Here is an 18,988-nt window from a genome sequence, read left to right on the forward strand (position 1 = left end):
GTTTTCCTGCGTGTGCTTTTCGCGCAGCGGACCGCGGGTGCGAGGTCAGCACCCGGCCTTCCCTGCGCCCTCTTGGATAAGAGGGTGGAGCGACTGAAGCAAAGCTCGGGCGAAATCAGCCGCGAGGACGCGAAGGCGTGTCTGCGATTCAAAATGCGAGATGGAAGAGCGACGCTGCTTCCCCTTGCTCCGTCATTGCGAGCGCGTCAACGGCCGCGCTTCATCTCCTCGCCATCCACCACCTCCGGCGCCATGGCCTCCCACGCGCTCGAGGCGAATTGCCGCCGCCACGTCACGATCACCACGGCTGCCGTGGTCACGAACAACACCCAGGGGCTGACGAACCAGCCGAGATAGCCGAGTGCGAAGAAGAAGGCGCGCTGGCCGCGGTTGAAATGACGGCCGGCGGATTCGAACAGGCGCGAGGTGCGGATCACATGAGCTTCGGCCTCCGGCGTGTCACGCTGCGAGGCCGCCGGCATGCCGCCGAACAGGATCGCGACATAGTTGAACAGGCGGTACGACCAGGCGAATTTGAAGAAGGCGTAGACGCAGATCAGGACAAGGCCGACGCATTTCAGCTCCCACATGGCCGGCGAGGTGCTGAGATCGATCGGCAGCTTGCTCAAGATCGTGATCGCGTCGTTGGTCGCGTGGAGCAGCGCCAGCGCGCCGCCGAGCGCGATCAGGCTGGTGGAGGCGAAGAAGGCGGTGCCGTTCTGCAGCGAGGCCATGATCTGCATGTCGACCATGCGCGCGTCGCGGTCGAGCAGCCGGCGCACCCAAACCTCGCGGTAGCGGTTCATCCGCGCCGACAGGCTGTCGCGGCCATACGCCGAATGCTCCAGCGTCAGGGCGTAGACCAGCCATTCGATGATGAAGAAGCCGACGGCGGTGATGTCGACCCAATGCCTGCTCATGTGTATCTCCTGATCGCAACGCTTGCCACGCATGGCGAGGTGCAGCAACGATTGATTGGCGGCAGGCGATGGCGTTAAAAGCGGCTCGCTTCAAGGGGTATCGAGAAGGACTGATGACATGGCTGCGCTGAAACTCGCAATCGGCAACAAGAATTACTCGTCATGGTCGATGCGGCCCTGGCTCGCACTCCGCGCCAACGATATCCCGTTCGTGGAGACCCTCATCCCGCTCTACACCGATAATCCCGCGGACAAGGAGCAGATCATCTCGTTCAGCCGCGCCGGCAAGGTGCCGGTGCTGGTCGACGGCGACATCACGGTGTGGGATTCGCTCAGCATCATCGAATACATCGCCGAGCGCTATCCGGAAGTGAAGCTGTGGCCGGACGACGCCGCCGCCCGCGCCCATGCCCGTTCGGTGTGCGCCGAGATGCATTCCGGATTCATGGCCCTTCGCAACGAATGCGGCATGAACCTGCACCGTCCGGTGCGCCCGGTGACGCTGTCCGCGGACGCCGAGGCCAATATCGCGCGCGTGCAGGAGATCTGGCGCGAGTGCCGGACCCGGTATGGCACCAATGGACCGTTCCTGTTCGGGCGCTTCGGCGCGGCGGATGCGATGTATGCCCCGGTCGTGCACCGCTTCCGCACCTACGCGATCGAGGTCACGCCGGAGACCAAGACCTACATGGACACGATGCTGGCGCTGCCGGCGTTCCAGGAATGGACCCGGGACGGGCTCGCCGAAACGCTTGTCATCGAAAAGTTCGAGAACGTGTAGCCCGTGGTTGCGATCGGGCCTCGCTCGATCGCCCGAGTGATCGGCAGGGAGAGGGACCTCACGGCCCGGGAACCGCCCAGGGCGGTGGATCACGCCAGCCCCGACGGCCGTTTGCCCCATACCCCGGAAGAACGGGTTCCAGCGGTATCATCGGCCGGCGGCATCACTCTGAAATAACTGCAAAATTCGCACGTTTGCCATGTCGCATACTGCTGGCCAAAAACGCCCGTCGCATGCTATACAGCGGGCGGGTTTCCGGCCGGCCGACGCAGTGGGACCATGGGCGTGGCAGGCGTTGTTTGAGTGATGGAGAGGGTGTTGAAGCACAAATTCCCTATTGGCGCGCGCGTATTGTTCACCGCCAGCAATGTCGCACGCCCCGCTGCCAGCGGCTCGTATGAGGTCATCCGCCTCCTGCCGACCGATGGTGACGACTGTCAGTACCGGATCAAGAGCTCGACCGAAGCCTTCGAACGCGTCGCCAAGGAAAGCCAGCTCGCGCTGTCCTGAAGGCCGACGCTACCCGCGCATTGGCGCGTCCCCGGGAATTTGTATTCTGCCGCCGTCAAAAGGCCCGCTTCACCTTCAAAAGGTAGGCCGGGGGCAGTCGCCGACTCTCGGTACTCGCTTTGACCATTCGCTCTCTGCTCGCGTGAGGGGACGTCGCGCATGAACTGGGCATGGGCCTCGTCGCTCGACCAAATCTGGCGCTCGCCAGCCTTTCCGATGTGGATGATGCTGGCGGCTGCCGGCTTCTTCGGACTTATTCTCCTGGTGACGCTGCTGCGCGCCGAGCGGTCGGTCGCCAACGGCGCGCTGACCGTCATGACCTTGCTGGCCATAGCCATCGCGCTGGCTGCCGTCGTGCGCGTCGATGGACCGGCGGGGCAGTCCACGCCGACCGAGGCGCGTGCACAGGCCGCGATGACCGCGAGCCTGCCGGCGCTGTCCTGTCTCGACGATCTCGCCGGCGATGCCGTGGCCATTGGTTGCGAGAAAGCGCTGTTCGGCGCGCCTGACGCGGCGGCTGCAGCCGTCTCCGCGACCGCGGCCAGGATCGACCGGCTGACGGCGCTCGGCGATGCCGCGACCGTCGAGAAGAGCCTGACGCCCGACATCAAGGTGCTGCGCAAATCGCTGGAGCGTGATCGCTATGGTCTGGTCGCGCAGGTGCTGGTCGTGCGCGACGGCTGCACGCAGTTCGATTGTGCAGCTTTCCGCTCGCTGACCGATCAGCAGCAGGTCGCCGCCAACATGGATTCTCATCTCTACGACACGCTGGTTGCGCGCTACGCCCCGACCTGGAATGCGCCTGCAGCAGCGCAATCGTTGCCGGCCACTGCCGCGCTTGCGGGACTGCCGCCGTCGATGCCGACGGGCAAGCCGACCAATGCCGAGTTCCCGAGTGCCTCGTCGACGCCGCCGGTCAGCATCATGAATCCGGAGCCAGCGACGCGTCAAGCGGCGCCCACCGCGAACGCGGCGGCTCCGCGCCCCCCGGCAGCGGCCTCGGCACAGGCCGCAGCTCCCGCCGCGAAGAGGCCGCCTGCGCCCAAGGCTGCGCGGGCGCCGGCTGCAGCACCGGTTCCGCTCACGCCGCCGCCCGCCGCTCCTCCGGCTGCGGATAACGAGTAGATCGGCATTCCAAATGGGTGGCTGCCCGGCTAATGCTGGGGCATGCCACTACATCTAATCAAGCTCGCCGTCGGCTGCGAATCCGTCAAGGAATTGAAGGAGTGGACCGCCGAACGGATGCAGACCGCCAAGAAGAAGGGTCTGCCGCAACATCACATCCACATCACCCGCATGGTGCCCAAGCGCGACGCCGAGATCCTGTCGGGCGGGTCGCTCTATTGGGTGATCAAGGGCGAGGTCGCCGCGCGCGAAAAGATCATCGGGATCGAGCCGTTCCGCGACAAGGACGGCATCGGGCGCTGCCGGATCGTGATGCAGCCGAAGGTGATCCCGGTGTCGCCGCGGCCGATGCGCCCGTTCCAGGGCTGGCGCTACCTTGCCGACGATTCAGTGCCGCCCGACCTCGGCAAGTCAGCCGCCGGCTCGATCGCGGCGATGCCGGAGCCGATGCGACGCGAGCTGCGTGATCTCGGGCTGCTCTAAACCGCGATATTGTCGATCAGTCGGGTCGTGCCGAGCTTGGCCGCGACCAGGATGCGCAAGGGGCCGTCCTTGCGCGAGATGACAGGCGCCAGGGTCGTTGCATGGCGCACCTCGAAATAGTCGAGCTCAAAGCCGGCCGCCGTGATCATCGCAGCACCGCGCGCCATTGCGGCCGTGACCGCTTCGCCGGCACGGATGCGCCCGGCGCTCTCCTTCATGGCGCGGTACAGCGTGGTTGCTGTCTGCCGCTCCTGTGGTGACAGGTAGACGTTGCGCGAGGACATCGCGAGCCCGTCGCGCTCGCGCACGGTGCGGGAGCCGATCACCTTGACGCCGAGGTCGAGGTCGCGGGCCATCTGTGCCACCACACGCAACTGCTGGAAATCTTTCTCGCCGAAGATCGCGACATCCGGCCGGCACTGCGTGAACAGCTTGCCGACGACGGTGGCGACGCCGCCGAAGAAATGCGGGCGGAAGCGGTCCTCGAGCCCGGCCAGCGCCGGTCCCTCCGGTATGATGCGGGTGGCAAAGCCCTCCGGATACATGGCCTCGGCGCCGGGATGCCAGACGACGTCGACGTCCTCGGCGGCGAGCCTGGCGAGATCGGCCTTCCAGGTTCGCGGATAGGCGCCAAAATCCTCGGTTGGGGCGAACTGGGTCGGGTTGACGAAGATCGACACCACGACGCGGCTCGCGCGCCGCCTGGCCAGGCGCACCAGCGACACATGGCCGTCATGGAGCGCTCCCATGGTCGGGACCAGCGCGATCGTGGCCTTTCGCTTGCGAAGATTGTCGACGGCGCGTCGCAAGGTGGGGACCGTGCGGGCGATCAAGGGGCTGCGTGACATCAGAACTCGACGGGGTTGGGAATCGGCGGGCGCGTCCCGGCGCCCGGCAGGCTAACCTTAACAAGCGGCGACGATGGACGCCACGCATCCGGATGCGGCACAGCATCCCGCGCAATGCCGCGCAAGCGGTCGCGACATTGTGGGCTGGATCACAGACGCGAAGCGGCGCGGCGATTCATCATGAAGGACGGCGCGCCGCGATTCGTATTGCCTGTCACGCATTTCACTTGACCGCAGACGCGGCCAACTCGAAGATATTCGTTAGGGGTGTTGAGGATCGCGATGCTTGTGCAAGCTAGCCAAGGCCAGTCCGGCTCGGCGCATGTTGTCGTGCTCGGCAACGAGAAGGGCGGCTCCGGCAAGTCGACGACCGCCCTGCACATCGCGGTCGCGCTTCTGAAAGCCGGCCAGCGCGTCGCCACCATCGACCTCGACTGCCGCCAGCAGAGCTTTACTCACTACATCAACAACCGTTCCGCTTGGGCGCGCCGCACCAAGCTCGACCTCGAACTGCCGCTGCATCGCTGCATCAAGCTCGGCGAAACCATGCAGGTCGCCGAGAACGAGAATTCGGAGTTCCTTCAGTTCATGGAGGCGGTCTCGGCGGTCGAGAGCAGCTTCGACTTCATCGTCATCGATACGCCCGGCACCGACAGCTACCTGATGCGGCTTGCGCACTCGATGGCCGACACGCTGGTGACCCCGATCAACGACAGCTTCCTCGATTTCGACGTGCTCGGCACGGTCGATCCCGCCAATTACGCGGTGACGGGCGAGAGTCACTACGCCGAGATGGTGCGGGATGTCAGGCGCAAGCGTCGCCAGCTCGATGGCGCGACCACCGACTGGATCGTGGTGCGCAACCGCCTGTCGATGCTCGGCTCCCGCAACAAGCAGCTGGTTGCCGAGGGGTTGAAGGATTTGTCGCTACGGCTCGGCTTCCGCTACGTCGACGGCTTCGCCGAACGCGTCGTCTATCGCGAGTTCTTCCCGCGCGGACTGACCGCGCTGGACGAGATCGACGAGGCCACTCTCGGCATGCGGCCCAATCTCGGCCATCTCACCGCAAGGGAAGAGGTGACGAGCCTGCTGCGGCAGCTCAAGCTTCCGCTCGACGAGCGCGGACGCCGCCGTGCGGCCAACCGCGCCGAGTGGTTCAATCAGATCGACAAGCCGCTCGAGGTTCACGACATTCTCGGCGCCTGAGGTGGCGGTATGTCGCTACTTCTGGTCGATCAAAGCGGCCGGTCTCCCGTGGGAACCGAGCCCGCGCTCAGCCGTTTTCACCCCGCGTTTACTGCAAAATTGAACCCGATCGAGACAGGTTGCGTCGGAAGGTGACGTGCACCCTGACGTAGCCGTATGGAAACGAGGTGCCCAAGAAACGAGTGCGCCGCACAATGAAAGGGCTGATGGTTCACAATATTTAGCCTTCCTGTCACGCGGCTGTGACATATATTAGGGAATAGGCGACCAGGAGCCGAAGAGCTCCGGAAGAACACGATTTTCAACAGGGATTCAGGCCGCAAGAGCCTGAGGCTGAGGACGAAAATGAAGCGTGGAATTGCCGTTCTGGTTTCGGTCAGTGCCCTCTGCGGCGTCGCCTATTTCACGGCGAGCAAGTGGGCAATCAGGCACGAGACCATCACCTTCTACGATGCCTCGCGCGACAACCGTGCCGTGCCCGTCGATATCGCGATCCGTCGTGACAAGGAAATGCAGGCCAATGCCGGCATGATCACGATGCCGGTCGCCGTGATCAACCACGGTAACACCGTCAAGAACACCGAGTACGGCTTCCTCGCCAACATTTTCGCCGCGCGTGGCTACCTCGTCGTCAGCCCGCAGCATGATTTGCCGACCGACCCTCCGATGGTGACCAAGCCCGGTGAGATCTATGTCGGCCGGCTGCCGCAGATCCTGCGCGGCGTCGCCAACATCCATCTCGCCATGCAGGAGATGAAGAAGGTTCAGCCCAACGCCGACTACGACAAGGTGACCATGGTCGGCCACTCCATGGGCGGCGACATCACGATGTATTTCGCCAAGCAGTACCCGGATGAGGTCAAGAAGGTCGTCACGCTCGACAATCTTCGCGTGCCCTTCGTCACCGCCGGCAAGTTCAAGATCCTGTCGTTCCGCTCCACCGATCCGCAGTTCAAGGCCGACGCGGGCGTGATCCCGACCGACGAGGAATGCGAGAAGGCCGGCATCCAGGTCGTGAAGACCGAATTCCAGCACAACGACATGCGCGACACCGGTCCGGACGCTGCCAAGAACTCGATCCAGGGCATGCTCGACAAGTTCCTGAGCGTGACCGATAGCGAGGTGGCGCCGGTCGACACGCAATCGTCCCCGCCCAAGATACTCGAGCCCGGTCCGGTCGCCTTGATGGCGCCTGCCAAGAGCTGACGCCTTCCTCGTCGTCGATAGCGATTTTCAAAGCCTCCGCCGGCTGACGCCTGCGGGGGCTTTGCACATTGACCGGGCTGCATGCGCTGACCACATTAGCCGCTCACGCAGGGGTCAAGGAATGTCCGGCGAACCCATCAAACCGCGCGGCCGCGATGCCGTCTCGGCGCAACAAGATGGCGCTGTGCCGCAGGCGGGGACCTCGACCTCGGAGGACATCGCCGCCTTCGTCGCAAACGCGCGCGCGCTGTCACCGCATGCGCCCGGTGCGAAAGGGCGGCTGATCTTCGCGCTGGATGCGACGATGAGCCGCCAGCCGACCTGGGACATGGCCTGCGCGCTTCAGGCCGACATGTTCCGTGAGACCGCCGCGCTCGGCAGTCTCGATATCCGGCTCGTCTACTATCGCGGCTTCAACGAGTGCCGCGCCACGGGATGGATCTCCGACAGCGCCAAGCTTGCGACGCTGATGGGCAAGATCGATTGCCGTGGCGGCGACACCCAGATCGGCAAGGTGCTGAGCGAGGCGCGGCGCGAGGCGGTCGCATCCGGCGTGCGCGCCGTCGTCTTCGTCGGCGACGCCATGGAGGAGAACGTCGACGAGCTCTGCGCCAAGGCCGGCGAGCTCGGCATGCTCAAGGTGCCCGTGTTCGTATTTCAGGAAGGCCATGACGCGGTGGCCGAGCAGGCCTTTCGCGAGATCGCGCGCCTAACCGGCGGCGCCTGGTGCCGGTTCGATCCGGGCGCGGCGGCGCAGTTGCGCGAGCTGTTGCGCGCAGCCGCCGCCTACGCGGCCGGCGGACGCGAGGCGCTGTTGCAATTGGCGAAGACCGCCAGTGGTGCGGCCAGGCTGATCGGCCAGATGAAGTAGCGCTGGGGCGCGGTCGGCGGGGCGCAAGGACACGATGCTTTTTGGCGGTAGGCCGACTATATTCCGGCCATGACCCTGATCGCCGGCGCTATCGCCGTTATTACCCTTTATCTGCTGCTCCAGATGTTCCGTTCGGCCAATCCGGCCGTGCTGGCACGCGCGATCAGGTTCGGTGGCGGCGTGGTGGCGCTGGCCGTCGCAGCGTTCACAGGCTTGAAGGGCGAACTGGTGGTGGCGATCCCGCTCGGGATATTCGGTGCCGGGCTCCTGGGCTGGACACCGATGGCAAACGCCGGCTTCGGCCATATCGGCGGGCTGTTCGGCGGGGGCGCGACGCGCCCGGCCGGTCAGGCCTCGCGCGTGCGCTCGCAATTCCTGGATATGCGGCTCGATCACGATTCCGGCCAGCTCGGAGGCCGGATCGTCGCCGGGCCTCACGCCGGGCGCGATCTCGATGAGTTCGATCTCGCGGCCCTGCTGGCAATGGTCCCGGCGTTCGACGCCGAGAGCGTGGCCCTACTTGAAAGCTATCTGGACCGCCGGTTTCCCGCTTGGCGTCAGAACGCGCAGGGCGACGCGGCAGGGGGGCAGCGCCGCACGGTGGCGACCGGCAAAATGACGACGGAGGAGGCCTATCAGATCCTTGGCCTGCAGCCGGGAGCGGGGCGGGACGACATCAGCCGGGCTCACAAGTCCCTGATGAAGAAACTGCATCCCGACCAGGGGGGCTCGACGTATCTCGCTGCCCGTGTAAACGAGGCCAAGGATACTCTGCTTCGCACGCATAACGGCTAACTCCGGCACCACGCTACAAACGCTCGTCCCGTGTGAGCTCTGCTTGCTCTGTTTGCCGTCGCCCCGATGCCCGCCATTGTCGGCGTGGTCGATCCCTTGCGTAAAATTTTAACCGTAAATCCTTGACGAGAGGTTGTCGTGGAACAGCCTCGTCGGCCACCGCATCCCGAAAATGAAAATGCCCGCGCAAGGCGCGGGCATTTTCATTGGAGCGATGCGAAAGATCAGTTGCGGACGGTCATGCAGGAGATATCGGCGCGCTTCAGGGTGCGGCACACGGCTTCGGCCTGGTCGCGGTCGAGCCCGGCGAAGCGGGCGCGGTAGAGCTTGCGATTGTCTTTCGCGACGACCGGCTCGGTGAACGGGTCGGCCTTGCTAAGCAGGCCGCGAGCCGAGCTGCGCGCCGCGTCGATGCGCTGCTGGGCTTCGTTCTCGCTCTCGAGCGCGCCGACCTGGACGATCCAGCCGCTATGGGTGACGACCGGCTTCGTGGTGGCGCTCATCTGGATCGGCTGCAGCGCCGGGTCGGCTGACGCGAGCTTCGCAGCAGCCGGGGCGGGTGCGGCGGCAGTGGCGGCCGGCAATACGCCGAGGATGCCGTTGCCGCTGCCGAAGCCCGCCGGCTGCCGCGGCAGCTCGGTACGGGCGATCTCGGCCCTCGGAGCTTCCGGTTGGCTGACGACCTCGGGCTTGTTGATAAGGTCTGCACGGGCGACCACGGCGCCCGAGGTTTCGGCGACGTCGGAGCGCGACGCGACCGTGCTCGTGACCTGCGGTGCGATCTGAGCCGGGGCGGCGGAGGCGACCTTCACCGCGCCGGCCTTGACCTGGACGGTCTTGACCCGGACCGGCTTCATCGGCTCGGACGAGCCGGGGATGATCGAGAGCGGCTGGCTCGAGATCAAGCCATTGGTGAGCGGCGCAGGCTCGATCTTGGATTCTGTCGGCCGAACTTCAGGCCTGTTGGGCTGAGCCGGCGGCACCGCGGCAGTCGCAGCCGCAAGCGTCGAGAGGCGCGCGGCGAGACGCGACGGGGCTGCATCGGGAGCAGGGGCAGCCGACGCCTGGACCTGCGGAGCGGAACGGGCCGGGGTATCCGACGCATCGGCAATCTCGGCAGCCGCGTCGGAGCCGTTGCGTTCGGTGACCGCGACGACGGTATGGGTGGTCGCGGCCTTATCGAGGTTCTCCGCGAGCAGGTTGCGCATGATGGCGTCGCGTGAACCGCCGCTACGGCCGCCCAGCACGACGCCGATCAGGTGGCGATTGCCGCGGCGCATCGAGGTCACGAGATTGAAGCCGGAGGCGCGGGTGTAGCCGGTCTTGATGCCGTCCACGCCCTCGACATTGCCGAGCAGATGATTGTGGTTCCGGATCGACTGTCCGCGCCAATTGAACGTCGAGGTCGCGAAATAGCGATAGTAGCGTGGGAAGCGCTCCTGGATGGCGCGTCCGAGCGTGGCCTGGTCGCGCGCGGTCGTGACCTGCTCATCGTTGGGAAGGCCGTTGGCGTTGCGGTAAACCGTCCTGGACATGCCGAGCGAACGCGCCTTGCGCGTCATCATCTGGGCGAAGTCGTCCTCGTCGCCGCCGATCGCTTCCGCGATCACAACGGCTGCGTCGTTGGCGGAGCGGGTGACGAGACCCTTGATCGCGTCCTCGACGCGGATGGTCTGGCCGGCACGCAGGTTCAGCTTGGTCGGATCCTGATCGGCGGCGTGCTGCGACACCGGCATCTCGGTGTCGAGCTTCATCTTCCCTGAGTCGAGACGCTCGAACAGCAAATAAAGCGTCATGATCTTGGTCAGCGAGGCCGGGTGCCGGATCCCGTCGGGGCTCGTTGCCTGAAGCACGGAGCCGGAATTGCCGTCGACGATGATCGACGCGAATTTCGGGCTGGAACTCTCGGACACATCGCGCTGCACGCGGTGGTGCGCGGTGTGACGCCGGTGGCGCCGCGCCTCGGCAGCATCTGTGGTGAAGATGACTGCACTGGTGACCGCAAGAAGCCCAAAAACGCCAACCCGCGCCAAGCGCGAGGAAGACAAGTTTTTACGAAGCATGAAACCCCGTCCCCGTTTCTGACTTGATCACCGGCTCGTGAGGCGAAATTGTGCCCAAGGGACCCGGGATCATTACCTGCTCAGGCTGTCCTCCGCAGGTGTTCGCCGCGGGGGACGTTGGGCCTGAGCCGCTGTTCTGGCTAAGGTGATGTTCTCCAACGGCTTTCGGCCGCTTGTGGAAGCTGAACACGTCCAGGGAATCAAAGTAGGGGGCCGCGGTTTCCAAAAGCTTAAGGAACCATTGCGGGAAACCCCGGGAATTTCTGCGATTTTGCATGCAATTTTGTGCGACGCACAAAATTCTTGACTTTTTTGTGCGTTGCACTAATTGTGAGCAGAGTCAGGGAGCCGGGGCTTCCCGACAAGAGCTAGGGAAAAGGATTCCGAATGTTCAAGGTTGAAGACTTTCAAGGCTACGGGAAAGAGCATTTCGAGCAGTACGTCGCCTCCGCGACCTCGATGCAGCACGGCCTTCAGGCGATCGCCAGCGCCTATGGCGACTACACCAAGAAGTCGTTCGAAGACACCAAGTCCTTCGTCGAGAAGCTTTCCGGCGTGAAGTCGCTGGACAAGGCCGTCGAAGCGCAGACCGAATTCGCCCGTTCCGCCTACGAGTCCTTCGTCGCGGAATCGCAGAAGATCGCCGGCCTCTATAGCGACCTCGCCAAGCAGGCGTTCAAGCCGGTCGAGACCATCGTGTCGAAGTTCACTCCGGCCGCCAGCTAACGCTTCCTGACGTCCTGGAATCAAAAGCCCGGCTGCAGCAGCCGGGCTTTTTCTGTGTCGCGGCGTGTCGATCTCAGCGCGCCACGCGCAGCTTGGACAACGACGTGCCGATGTCCTTGAACACCGAGACGGTCTGATCGGCCTTCGTCACCAGATAGAATTTTTCGGTGCCGCTCGCGCAATATTGCAGCACGCTGGACGTCGGATCGCTCCCGGTGTTCACTTGCACCGTATAGATCGTGATGTTCGCCGCCTTGGCGTTGTCGCACAGCTTCTTCTGCCGCGCGTCGATTTGCCAGGCGTTGCTGTACCAGCGGTTCTGCGTGTTGAGACCGTCGGAGAGCAGCACGATCGCGTCCTTGTAGGTGTAGTTGGTGTCCTTGGCCGGCGCGTTCATGGGATCGCCGGTCGACAGTGTCATCCAGCCCCAGGCGAGGCCAATGCCCTGGTTGGTGTTGCCGGTGGGCTTCATGGCGTCGATACGGCTCTTGAGTGAGTTCCAGTCGTAGCTCAGCGGCATGATTGGCTGCAGATAGGACGCACTGCCGGTGTCGCAGTAGGAGTACTGTTCGGCCGGGAACAGCGTTCCCGCATTGCCGCTCGTGGGCGTCGTGTTCTTGGTGTCGTAGTCCTGGTCGCGGTCGACCACGCATCCCGTCCAGGTGTTGTGGTTGGCGGACCTGGTGCCGCGGGCCGCGTCCCAATCGCTGAAATCGACCCAGTACTTATTGTAGTTGTTGGCGCCGACGTTGACGTCCTTGGCAAACGGAACAATCGAGATGTAGACGTCGCCATTGGACTTGGCGAGCGGGCTGAGCTGGTCGACCAGGCTCTTCGCGGCGGTCTGCATCGCCGCCATCTTGCCGTCGTCAGCCATCGAGCCCGTGTTGTCGAGCACCAAGGCCACGCGCATGCGCACCAGGCCCCAGGCGCTGGTAGAATCGGCGCCGACGTCGAGTGTCGGGAAACCTGCGACCTTCATGAAGGCGGTCGTGTAGGTGCCGGTGCCGGTGACCTGGATGGTGGAGCCCATGCTGGTGCTTGCGGTGTACGTGGCCGCAATGCTGACCGACGGCAGGGCGTTGGTAGCAGTGAACAGGGCATTGAAATAAGCCTGCGCCTTGGTGCTGATCTGCGACGTCGTGATGGTGCCGGACGACAGATCCTTGGAGACCATCAGCGACGTGGAATCGAGGGCCGCCTGCATTGCGGAACGAGCCTGGGCCGCGCGGCTGTAATCGATTGCAGCTCCGACGAAGCCCAAAACCGGGAGCAGCGCGATGGCGAAGATCACGGCGATATTGCCTTGTTCGGCCGCTGCAAACCGGGAGAGGTGCCGACCAACAATACGGCTGACGAGGGGCACGCGAGACATGACGATTCCCGGAAATCTGTGGCTTTGCCCGTTTTCGCGCCACGCCATTGAACGCAGGGTAAATTGGTCCGTAGAAAACCGGAGCTAACCCGCGCGAAGCGGCTGCAGCCGCGTTACGGCGGGTTCCTGGTCAACATCTTCTAAACCGGTGGGGCGGAAGCTTTTGTCAAATCAGTCCGGATTGATTAACCTTGGTGAGGATCGCCCGGACCGGGAATCGGGACCGCCATGCCAGCATCGGCCGAGCTGTCGCACGCTTGCGGCGAGCCGGGGGCAGGCCCATATTCGGTGAGGCCGATCCGGCTTGGACCGGACCGGCTGGAAGCGGCGATCCAACAAGGCGGTACGCCTGTGCGAAGCTCCGAAGGCCGGGGCTGCGCGGCGAACCGTCATACGCTTCCGTGGGGAATTTGAACGCCTGAGCCATGCCGCAACTGTCTTCCAGACCAGATCCGTCCGCGGCCGCCGCCGCCCACGCTGCCCTGATGAGCAACGACGAGAACCGTTCCGGCGGTCCTTCCGCGCCAAACACGTCCGTCATCACCAAGGTCAAGCCGAAGACCAAGCGGCCGAACCTGTACCGTGTGCTGATCCTGAACGACGATTACACGCCGATGGAATTCGTCGTTCATGTGCTGGAGAAATTCTTCCAGAAGGACGCTGAGGCTGCAACCAAGATCATGCTGCACGTTCATCATCACGGGATCGGGGAGTGCGGCGTGTTCACCTACGAGATCGCCGAGACCAAGGTGACGCAGGTGATGGATTTCGCTCGCAAGCACCAGCATCCGCTGCAATGCGTGATGGAAAAGAAGTAAGACACAACACGTTACGGCGCGTTCGAAGCCGGTTCTTGTGCAAGTCGCAGTGTGATTGCCCATGATGTCTGCGCGCGATGTTCGTTGCAGAGGGCAAAACTACGGAATTTCGGACCGGTGCCGATCGTGCCCAAACCGGAACGGGTTTTGCATCGAAAAATACCGCAGCTGTGCAGCCGCCTGAGTCGCGGAACCGGTCTTTCGCCGCGATCTTGTATAACTATATGTGACAAAGGTTGTTGTTGCCTGACCGGGCGATGGCGATCATGATGGTGGGGGCCATAGAGGACGCGAATGCCGACTTTTTCCCAAAGCCTTGAACAATCCCTGCATCGTGCACTGGCGATCGCAAACGAGCGTCATCACCAATACGCGACGCTTGAGCATCTCCTGCTCTCCCTGATCGACGACTCCGATGCAGCCGCCGTCATGCGCGCCTGTAGCGTCGACCTCGACAAGCTCCGTACGAGCCTCGTCAATTATCTTGAGACCGAATTCGAAAACCTGGTGACGGATGGCGCCGACGACGCCAAGCCGACCGCAGGGTTCCAGCGCGTGATCCAACGCGCGGTGATCCACGTGCAGTCGTCCGGTCGCGAAGAGGTGACCGGCGCCAACGTGCTGATCGCGATCTTTGCCGAGCGCGAGAGTCATGCCGCGTATTTCCTGCAGGAGCAGGACATGACGCGCTACGACGCCGTCAACTATATCAGCCACGGTATCGCCAAGCGGCCGGGCGTCTCCGAGGCGCGGCCGGTGCGCGGTGTCGACGAGGAGACGGAGACCAAGGGCAGCGAGGACGCCAAGAAGAAGGGCGAGGCGCTCGAGACCTATTGCGTCAACCTCAACAAGAAGGCGCGTGACGGCAAGATCGATCCGGTGATCGGGCGCAATTCCGAGATCAACCGCGCGATCCAGGTGCTGTGCCGCCGCCAGAAGAACAATCCGCTGTTCGTGGGCGAGGCCGGCGTCGGCAAGACCGCAATCGCGGAGGGTCTTGCCAAGCGCATCGTCGATAGCGAGGTGCCTGAGGTGCTGGCGGCTGCGACCGTGTTCTCGCTCGACATGGGCACGCTGCTCGCCGGTACGCGCTATCGCGGCGACTTCGAGGAACGCCTGAAGCAGGTGCTGAAGGAGCTCGAGGCCCATCCCAACGCCATCCTGTTCATCGACGAGATCCACACCGTGATTGGTGCGGGCGCGACGTCGGGCGGGGCGATGGATGCCTCGAACCTGCTCAAGCCCGCGCTCGCTTCCGGCACGATCCGCTGCATGGGCTCGACCACCTACAAGGAATACCGCCAGCACTTCGAGAAGGACCGCGCGCTGGTGCGGCGCTTCCAGAAGATCGACGTCAACGAGCCGACGGTCGAAGACGCGATCGCGATCCTCAAGGGCCTCAAGCCGTACTTCGAAGACTACCACCGGCTGAAATACACCAATGAGGCGATCGAGGCTGCGGTGCAGCTCTCTTCGCGCTACATCCACGACCGCAAGCTGCCGGACAAGGCGATCGACGTGATCGACGAATCCGGCGCGGCGCAGATGCTGGTCGCCGAGAACAAGCGCAAGAAGACCATCGGCATCAAGGAGATCGAGACCACGATCGCCTCGATGGCGCGGATCCCGCCGAAGAGCGTGTCGAAGGACGATGCCGAGGTGCTCAAGCATCTCGAGCAGACCCTGAAGCGCACCGTGTTCGGTCAGGACAAGGCGATCGAATCGCTCGCCGCTTCGATCAAGCTGGCGCGTGCCGGCCTGCGCGAGCCGGAGAAGCCGATCGGCTGCTATTTGTTCTCGGGTCCGACCGGCGTCGGCAAGACCGAGGTCGCGAAACAGCTCGCGGCGTCGCTCGGCGTCGAGCTGTTGCGCTTCGACATGTCCGAATACATGGAGCGGCACACCGTGTCGCGCCTGATCGGCGCGCCTCCCGGCTATGTCGGCTTCGACCAGGGCGGCCTGCTCACAGACGGCGTCGATCAGCATCCGCATTGCGTGGTGCTGCTCGACGAAATCGAGAAGGCGCACCCCGATCTCTACAACGTGCTGCTCCAGATCATGGATCACGGCCGGCTCACCGACCACAACGGCAAGCAGGTCAACTTCCGCAACGTGATCCTGATCATGACCACGAATGCGGGCGCGTCCGATCTCGCCAAGCAGGCGTTCGGCTTCACGCGCTCGAAGCGGGAAGGCGACGACCACGAGGCGATCAACCGGCAGTTCGCGCCGGAATTCCGCAACCGTCTCGACGCCGTCGTGTCGTTCGGCCATCTCAGCGTCGAGGTGATCGGTACGGTGGTCGAGAAGTTCGTGCTTCAGCTCGAGGCGCAGCTCGGCGATCGCGACGTCACCATCGAGCTGTCCGAGCCCGCCAAGACCTGGCTGGTGAAGCATGGTTACGACGAGCAGATGGGCGCACGTCCCATGGCTCGCGTGATCCAGGAGCACATCAAGAAGCCGCTGGCCGACGAGGTGCTGTTCGGCAAGCTCAAGGGTGGCGGCCATGTCCGCGTCGTTCTGGTCAAGGACGAGGCCGACGAGACCAAGGACAAGATCGGCTTCGAGTTCGTCGAGGGTCCGGTCACGCCGAAGCAGGAGAAGCTCCCGGGTGCCCGCAAGCGCCCGCCCGGCAAGTCCAAGCCCGGTGGCCCCGGCGGCTCGAAGGGGCCGACCAAGAGCCCGCTGGTCAAGGTTTGATCTGCACGCGAAGAATTGAGAAGGCCGGCTGAGAAGCCGGCCTTTCTTATGGGCAGTCAAATATAAGCAAGAATATCCCGTATGACCAACACGCCTTCTGCAAACTCGTCGTCAGCTTCCTCGATCCCCGCCGACGATCCCGGCCGTGCCCTGACGGTCGCCGATCCCGACGGCGCTGACGTGCCGCATATCTCTGTGGCCGGCGGCACCTACACGGTCCTGGTGTCGGGCGCGCAGACCGCAGGACGCTATTGCCTGGTCGACATGCTGGTGCCCGCCGGCGGCGGGCCCCCGCCGCACCGCCACGACTTCGAGGAAATGTTCACGCTGCTCGAAGGCGAACTTGAATTCACCTTTCGCGGTAAGTCCCACACCGTAAGTGCCGGGTCGACCGTCAACGTTCCGGCCAACGCGCCGCACGCGTTCAAGAACGTGTCCGGCAAGACGGCCCGTATGCTCTGCATGTGCACGCCAGCGGGACAGGACGAATTCTTCCTGGCGGTTGGCTTTCCCGTTGAAGGCCGCACATCGCCACCGCCGAAGCCGACCCCGGAAGAGATGGCCGAGAAAGGCAAGCTGATCGCAGCACTGCTGCCGAAATATCGCACCGAGATAGTGAAGATGTGAGGCGCGGAGGACGCAGCCGAAATCGGCCTTCCCAAATGGTCGTGCGCTATTCGCCGCGCAGACGCTGGTCGTCCTGCACCCGAACATGCTCGGCGCCGCGCGCTCCCGCGGGCGACAGCCGCAACATGCTCAGCGCCGCGCCGCAGAGCGCGAAGCCGACGCCGGTCAGCAACGCGATCCGGGTTCCCTCGATCGGATAGCGGCCGAGGAACAGCGCCACCAGCGCTGCGCCGGTGGTCTGGCCGAGCAGCCGCGCCGTCCCCAGCATGCCGCTGGCGCCGCCGGCACGCTCGCGGGGGGCGGCCGCGATCATGGTGCGGTTGTTGGGGGTCTGGAACAGGCCGAAGCCGGCGCCGGCCAGCGCCATCCGCCAGATCACGTCGAGCGGCGTGGGCGCCGCCGGCAACAAGGCGAGCGCAGCGAGGCCGCAGGCGAACAGCGTGAGGCCGATGCCGCCGAGCAGGCCGGCCGGATAATGCTCGACCAGGCGACCGGCGAGGGGGGCTGCGAACGCGACCGCGATCGGCCATGGCGTGATCAGGAGGCCCATATGCACCGCCGAATAGCCGAAGCGGCTCTGGAGGTAGAAGGGGATCGCGACGAAGGCCAGCATCTGCCCACAGAACGAGGCGATCGAGGTCGCAATCGACAGAGCGAACACCGGGATCCGCAACAGGTCGATCGGTAGCAGCGGCGAGGCCATGTGGGTCTCGCGGTAGATCAGCAGCGCGCCGGCGACGAGCGCGATGGCGAACTGCACGAGACAGGTGATCGCCGCTTCGCCATGAGCGACGCTGTCGACGGCCGCGATGCCGACGCCGAAAGTGATCGCGGACAGCCCCGCGCTCTGCCAGTCGAAGGAATGGCTCGCAGGCGTGGTGTGCGGAAGGCTGCGCAGGCCCAGTACCAATGTCACCACGCCGAGCGGGACGTTGATGGCGAACAGCCAGGGCCAGCTGCCGAACGCGAGGATGCCGGCGGCGAGCGTCGGGCCGACCGCGGCCGAGAAAGCAACGACGAGGGCGTTGAGCCCGATGCCGCGGCCGAGCTGGCTACGTGGGTAGGTGAAACGCACCAGCGCCGCGTTGACGCTCATGATGCCGGCCGCGCCGAACCCCTGCACGATGCGTGCGATCGTGAGGAGCGGCAGCGTGTGCGCCAGCGCGCAGAATGCGGAGGCAAGCGTGAACAGCACCAGCCCGACCAGATAGACGCGGCGATAGCCGACGATCTCGCCGAGCGAAGCCAGCGGCAGCAGCGAGATCGTGATCGCGAGCTGGTAGCCGTTGACGATCCAGATCGAAAACGCCGGGCTGGCGTCGAGGTCGGCCGCGATCGTCGGCAGCGCGACATTGGCGATGGCGCTGTCGACCACTGCCATGATGATGCCGAGCGCAATGGTGAGGACCGCCTGGCTGCGCTGCGGCTGCGGCAGGCCGTCGGCGTGCTCCATGGGGGCTGGCGACATGATGGCGGCGTGCTTGATTCGAGCCGTGATTCGTCTCCGGATTAGGAAATTGCGAGATGCATCGCAACCCGGCAGGACACGGCCGGTTCCTGCGCCGGGCGCGGGTCTCCCGGCAGCGCGGGCATGGGTCGGCACGGCCCTCGCGGCTCACCAGCGCGAGGTCGACTTCCCGAACACGTAGAGCGCGACGAGCCCAACCGTCACCGCGGTCGAGACGATCAGGATGGTGCGGTCCCAATCGATTCCGCTCCGCTCGGCGCGGTTGAGATTGAGAGCGGTGAACAGGGCCTTCATGGCAAATCGGCGCATTGGGCGGCCCTCGCGGGTGCGCACGATGACACTGTCGGGGGGGGGGGGGGGGGGGGGGGGGGGGGCCCCCCCCCCCCCCCCCGGGGGGGCGCCCCCCCCCGGGGGGGGGGGGGGGGGGGGGGGGGGGGGGGGGGGGGGGGGGGTGTGTGTGGTGTGT

Annotated in this window: 18 protein-coding genes; 12 read left to right on the top strand and 6 right to left on the bottom strand. The window is 64.7% G+C overall.

What is annotated here, in order from left to right; all coding sequences use genetic code 11:
- Positions 1–206: 206 nt before the first annotated feature.
- Complete coding sequence (locus AC0L21_RS06580; RefSeq protein ID WP_007611356.1) at positions 207–920, bottom strand: DUF599 domain-containing protein; 714 nt, start codon at positions 918–920, stop codon at positions 207–209.
- Positions 921–1,038: 118 nt separating this feature from the next.
- On the opposite strand from AC0L21_RS06580, the gene AC0L21_RS06585 reads away from it, so the two are divergent.
- From AC0L21_RS06585 to AC0L21_RS06600, 4 genes are all read left to right on the top strand, one after another.
- Positions 1,039–1,701 carry a glutathione S-transferase family protein gene (locus AC0L21_RS06585; RefSeq protein ID WP_473259469.1) on the top strand — a complete coding sequence of 221 codons (663 nt, stop codon included), beginning with the start codon at positions 1,039–1,041 and terminating at the stop codon, positions 1,699–1,701.
- Positions 1,702–2,007: 306 nt separating this feature from the next.
- Entirely contained in the window at positions 2,008–2,211 is a 204-nt protein-coding gene (locus AC0L21_RS06590) for a hypothetical protein (RefSeq protein ID WP_007611353.1), read from the top strand.
- A gap of 159 nt (positions 2,212–2,370) precedes the next feature.
- Entirely contained in the window at positions 2,371–3,336 is a 966-nt protein-coding gene (locus AC0L21_RS06595; RefSeq protein ID WP_473259471.1) for a hypothetical protein, read from the top strand.
- Positions 3,337–3,378: 42 nt separating this feature from the next.
- Positions 3,379–3,819: a DUF1489 family protein gene (locus AC0L21_RS06600; protein WP_007603229.1), complete on the top strand. Its 441-nt coding sequence runs from the start codon at positions 3,379–3,381 to the stop codon at positions 3,817–3,819.
- Here the strand turns inward: AC0L21_RS06600 and panC are convergent.
- A complete protein-coding gene (gene panC / locus AC0L21_RS06605; protein ID WP_473259473.1) occupies positions 3,816–4,667 on the bottom strand; it encodes a pantoate--beta-alanine ligase in 852 nt (283 codons plus the stop codon). The two genes, AC0L21_RS06600 and panC, sit on opposite strands and share 4 nt — an antisense overlap.
- Before the next feature lie 282 nt (positions 4,668–4,949).
- Between panC and AC0L21_RS06610 the strand changes: the two genes are divergently transcribed.
- From AC0L21_RS06610 to AC0L21_RS06625, 4 genes are all read left to right on the top strand, one after another.
- Positions 4,950–5,873 (top strand): division plane positioning ATPase MipZ, encoded by a 924-nt coding sequence (locus tag AC0L21_RS06610; protein WP_473259475.1) that lies wholly within the window; start codon positions 4,950–4,952, stop codon positions 5,871–5,873.
- Positions 5,874–6,218: 345 nt separating this feature from the next.
- Positions 6,219–7,079: an alpha/beta fold hydrolase gene (locus tag AC0L21_RS06615; RefSeq protein WP_473259477.1), complete on the top strand. Its 861-nt coding sequence runs from the start codon at positions 6,219–6,221 to the stop codon at positions 7,077–7,079.
- A gap of 121 nt (positions 7,080–7,200) precedes the next feature.
- Positions 7,201–7,950, top strand: a complete 750-nt coding sequence (locus AC0L21_RS06620; protein ID WP_473259479.1) for a vWA domain-containing protein — start codon at positions 7,201–7,203, stop codon at positions 7,948–7,950.
- 69 nt (positions 7,951–8,019) lie between these two features.
- A complete protein-coding gene (locus tag AC0L21_RS06625; protein ID WP_473259481.1) occupies positions 8,020–8,745 on the top strand; it encodes a DnaJ domain-containing protein in 726 nt (241 codons plus the stop codon).
- A 224-nt stretch (positions 8,746–8,969) separates the two neighbouring features.
- Here the strand turns inward: AC0L21_RS06625 and AC0L21_RS06630 are convergent, their stop codons facing one another.
- Entirely contained in the window at positions 8,970–10,808 is a 1,839-nt protein-coding gene (locus AC0L21_RS06630; protein WP_473259483.1) for a serine hydrolase, read from the bottom strand.
- A 387-nt stretch (positions 10,809–11,195) separates the two neighbouring features.
- Here AC0L21_RS06630 and AC0L21_RS06635 point away from each other — a divergent pair, with 387 nt between their 5' ends.
- Complete coding sequence (locus AC0L21_RS06635) at positions 11,196–11,534, top strand: phasin family protein (RefSeq protein WP_007603238.1); 339 nt, start codon at positions 11,196–11,198, stop codon at positions 11,532–11,534.
- 73 nt (positions 11,535–11,607) lie between these two features.
- On the opposite strand, the gene AC0L21_RS06640 is transcribed toward AC0L21_RS06635, so the two are convergent.
- Positions 11,608–12,909 carry a vWA domain-containing protein gene (locus AC0L21_RS06640; protein ID WP_473259485.1) on the bottom strand — a complete coding sequence of 434 codons (1,302 nt, stop codon included), beginning with the start codon at positions 12,907–12,909 and terminating at the stop codon, positions 11,608–11,610.
- Between the two features lie 485 nt (positions 12,910–13,394).
- Here AC0L21_RS06640 and clpS point away from each other — a divergent pair, with 485 nt between their 5' ends.
- The 3 genes from clpS (at position 13,395) to AC0L21_RS06655 (ending at position 17,054) form a co-directional block, all read left to right on the top strand.
- Positions 13,395–13,727 carry an ATP-dependent Clp protease adapter ClpS gene (clpS, locus tag AC0L21_RS06645; RefSeq protein WP_018455182.1) on the top strand — a complete coding sequence of 111 codons (333 nt, stop codon included), beginning with the start codon at positions 13,395–13,397 and terminating at the stop codon, positions 13,725–13,727.
- A gap of 294 nt (positions 13,728–14,021) precedes the next feature.
- Positions 14,022–16,427: an ATP-dependent Clp protease ATP-binding subunit ClpA gene (gene clpA, locus AC0L21_RS06650; RefSeq protein WP_275167959.1), complete on the top strand. Its 2,406-nt coding sequence runs from the start codon at positions 14,022–14,024 to the stop codon at positions 16,425–16,427.
- Positions 16,428–16,508: 81 nt separating this feature from the next.
- Positions 16,509–17,054, top strand: coding sequence for a cupin domain-containing protein (locus tag AC0L21_RS06655; RefSeq protein ID WP_473259487.1), 546 nt, complete (start codon positions 16,509–16,511; stop codon positions 17,052–17,054).
- 46 nt (positions 17,055–17,100) lie between these two features.
- On the opposite strand, the gene AC0L21_RS06660 is transcribed toward AC0L21_RS06655, so the two are convergent.
- Complete coding sequence (locus AC0L21_RS06660) at positions 17,101–18,522, bottom strand: MFS transporter (RefSeq protein ID WP_473259489.1); 1,422 nt, start codon at positions 18,520–18,522, stop codon at positions 17,101–17,103.
- A gap of 147 nt (positions 18,523–18,669) precedes the next feature.
- Complete coding sequence (locus tag AC0L21_RS06665; protein WP_473259491.1) at positions 18,670–18,831, bottom strand: hypothetical protein; 162 nt, start codon at positions 18,829–18,831, stop codon at positions 18,670–18,672.
- Positions 18,832–18,988 lie beyond the last annotated feature (157 nt).

Source organism: Bradyrhizobium sp. WSM4873 (genome assembly GCF_055811355.1).

What these genes read in the sequence shown, in the direction of transcription:
- AC0L21_RS06580 (WP_007611356.1), bottom strand. Translation starts at nt 920, where the DNA reads ATGAGCAGGCATTGGGTCGACATCACCGCCGTCGGCTTCTTCATCATC.
- AC0L21_RS06585 (WP_473259469.1), top strand. Translation starts at nt 1,039, where the DNA reads ATGGCTGCGCTGAAACTCGCAATCGGCAACAAGAATTACTCGTCATGG.
- AC0L21_RS06590 (WP_007611353.1), top strand. Translation starts at nt 2,008, where the DNA reads ATGGAGAGGGTGTTGAAGCACAAATTCCCTATTGGCGCGCGCGTATTG.
- AC0L21_RS06595 (WP_473259471.1), top strand. Translation starts at nt 2,371, where the DNA reads ATGAACTGGGCATGGGCCTCGTCGCTCGACCAAATCTGGCGCTCGCCA.
- AC0L21_RS06600 (WP_007603229.1), top strand. Translation starts at nt 3,379, where the DNA reads ATGCCACTACATCTAATCAAGCTCGCCGTCGGCTGCGAATCCGTCAAG.
- panC (WP_473259473.1), bottom strand. Translation starts at nt 4,667, where the DNA reads ATGTCACGCAGCCCCTTGATCGCCCGCACGGTCCCCACCTTGCGACGC.
- AC0L21_RS06610 (WP_473259475.1), top strand. Translation starts at nt 4,950, where the DNA reads ATGCTTGTGCAAGCTAGCCAAGGCCAGTCCGGCTCGGCGCATGTTGTC.
- AC0L21_RS06615 (WP_473259477.1), top strand. Translation starts at nt 6,219, where the DNA reads ATGAAGCGTGGAATTGCCGTTCTGGTTTCGGTCAGTGCCCTCTGCGGC.
- AC0L21_RS06620 (WP_473259479.1), top strand. Translation starts at nt 7,201, where the DNA reads ATGTCCGGCGAACCCATCAAACCGCGCGGCCGCGATGCCGTCTCGGCG.
- AC0L21_RS06625 (WP_473259481.1), top strand. Translation starts at nt 8,020, where the DNA reads ATGACCCTGATCGCCGGCGCTATCGCCGTTATTACCCTTTATCTGCTG.
- AC0L21_RS06630 (WP_473259483.1), bottom strand. Translation starts at nt 10,808, where the DNA reads ATGCTTCGTAAAAACTTGTCTTCCTCGCGCTTGGCGCGGGTTGGCGTT.
- AC0L21_RS06635 (WP_007603238.1), top strand. Translation starts at nt 11,196, where the DNA reads ATGTTCAAGGTTGAAGACTTTCAAGGCTACGGGAAAGAGCATTTCGAG.
- AC0L21_RS06640 (WP_473259485.1), bottom strand. Translation starts at nt 12,909, where the DNA reads ATGTCTCGCGTGCCCCTCGTCAGCCGTATTGTTGGTCGGCACCTCTCC.
- clpS (WP_018455182.1), top strand. Translation starts at nt 13,395, where the DNA reads ATGAGCAACGACGAGAACCGTTCCGGCGGTCCTTCCGCGCCAAACACG.
- clpA (WP_275167959.1), top strand. Translation starts at nt 14,022, where the DNA reads ATGCCGACTTTTTCCCAAAGCCTTGAACAATCCCTGCATCGTGCACTG.
- AC0L21_RS06655 (WP_473259487.1), top strand. Translation starts at nt 16,509, where the DNA reads ATGACCAACACGCCTTCTGCAAACTCGTCGTCAGCTTCCTCGATCCCC.
- AC0L21_RS06660 (WP_473259489.1), bottom strand. Translation starts at nt 18,522, where the DNA reads ATGTCGCCAGCCCCCATGGAGCACGCCGACGGCCTGCCGCAGCCGCAG.
- AC0L21_RS06665 (WP_473259491.1), bottom strand. Translation starts at nt 18,831, where the DNA reads ATGCGCCGATTTGCCATGAAGGCCCTGTTCACCGCTCTCAATCTCAAC.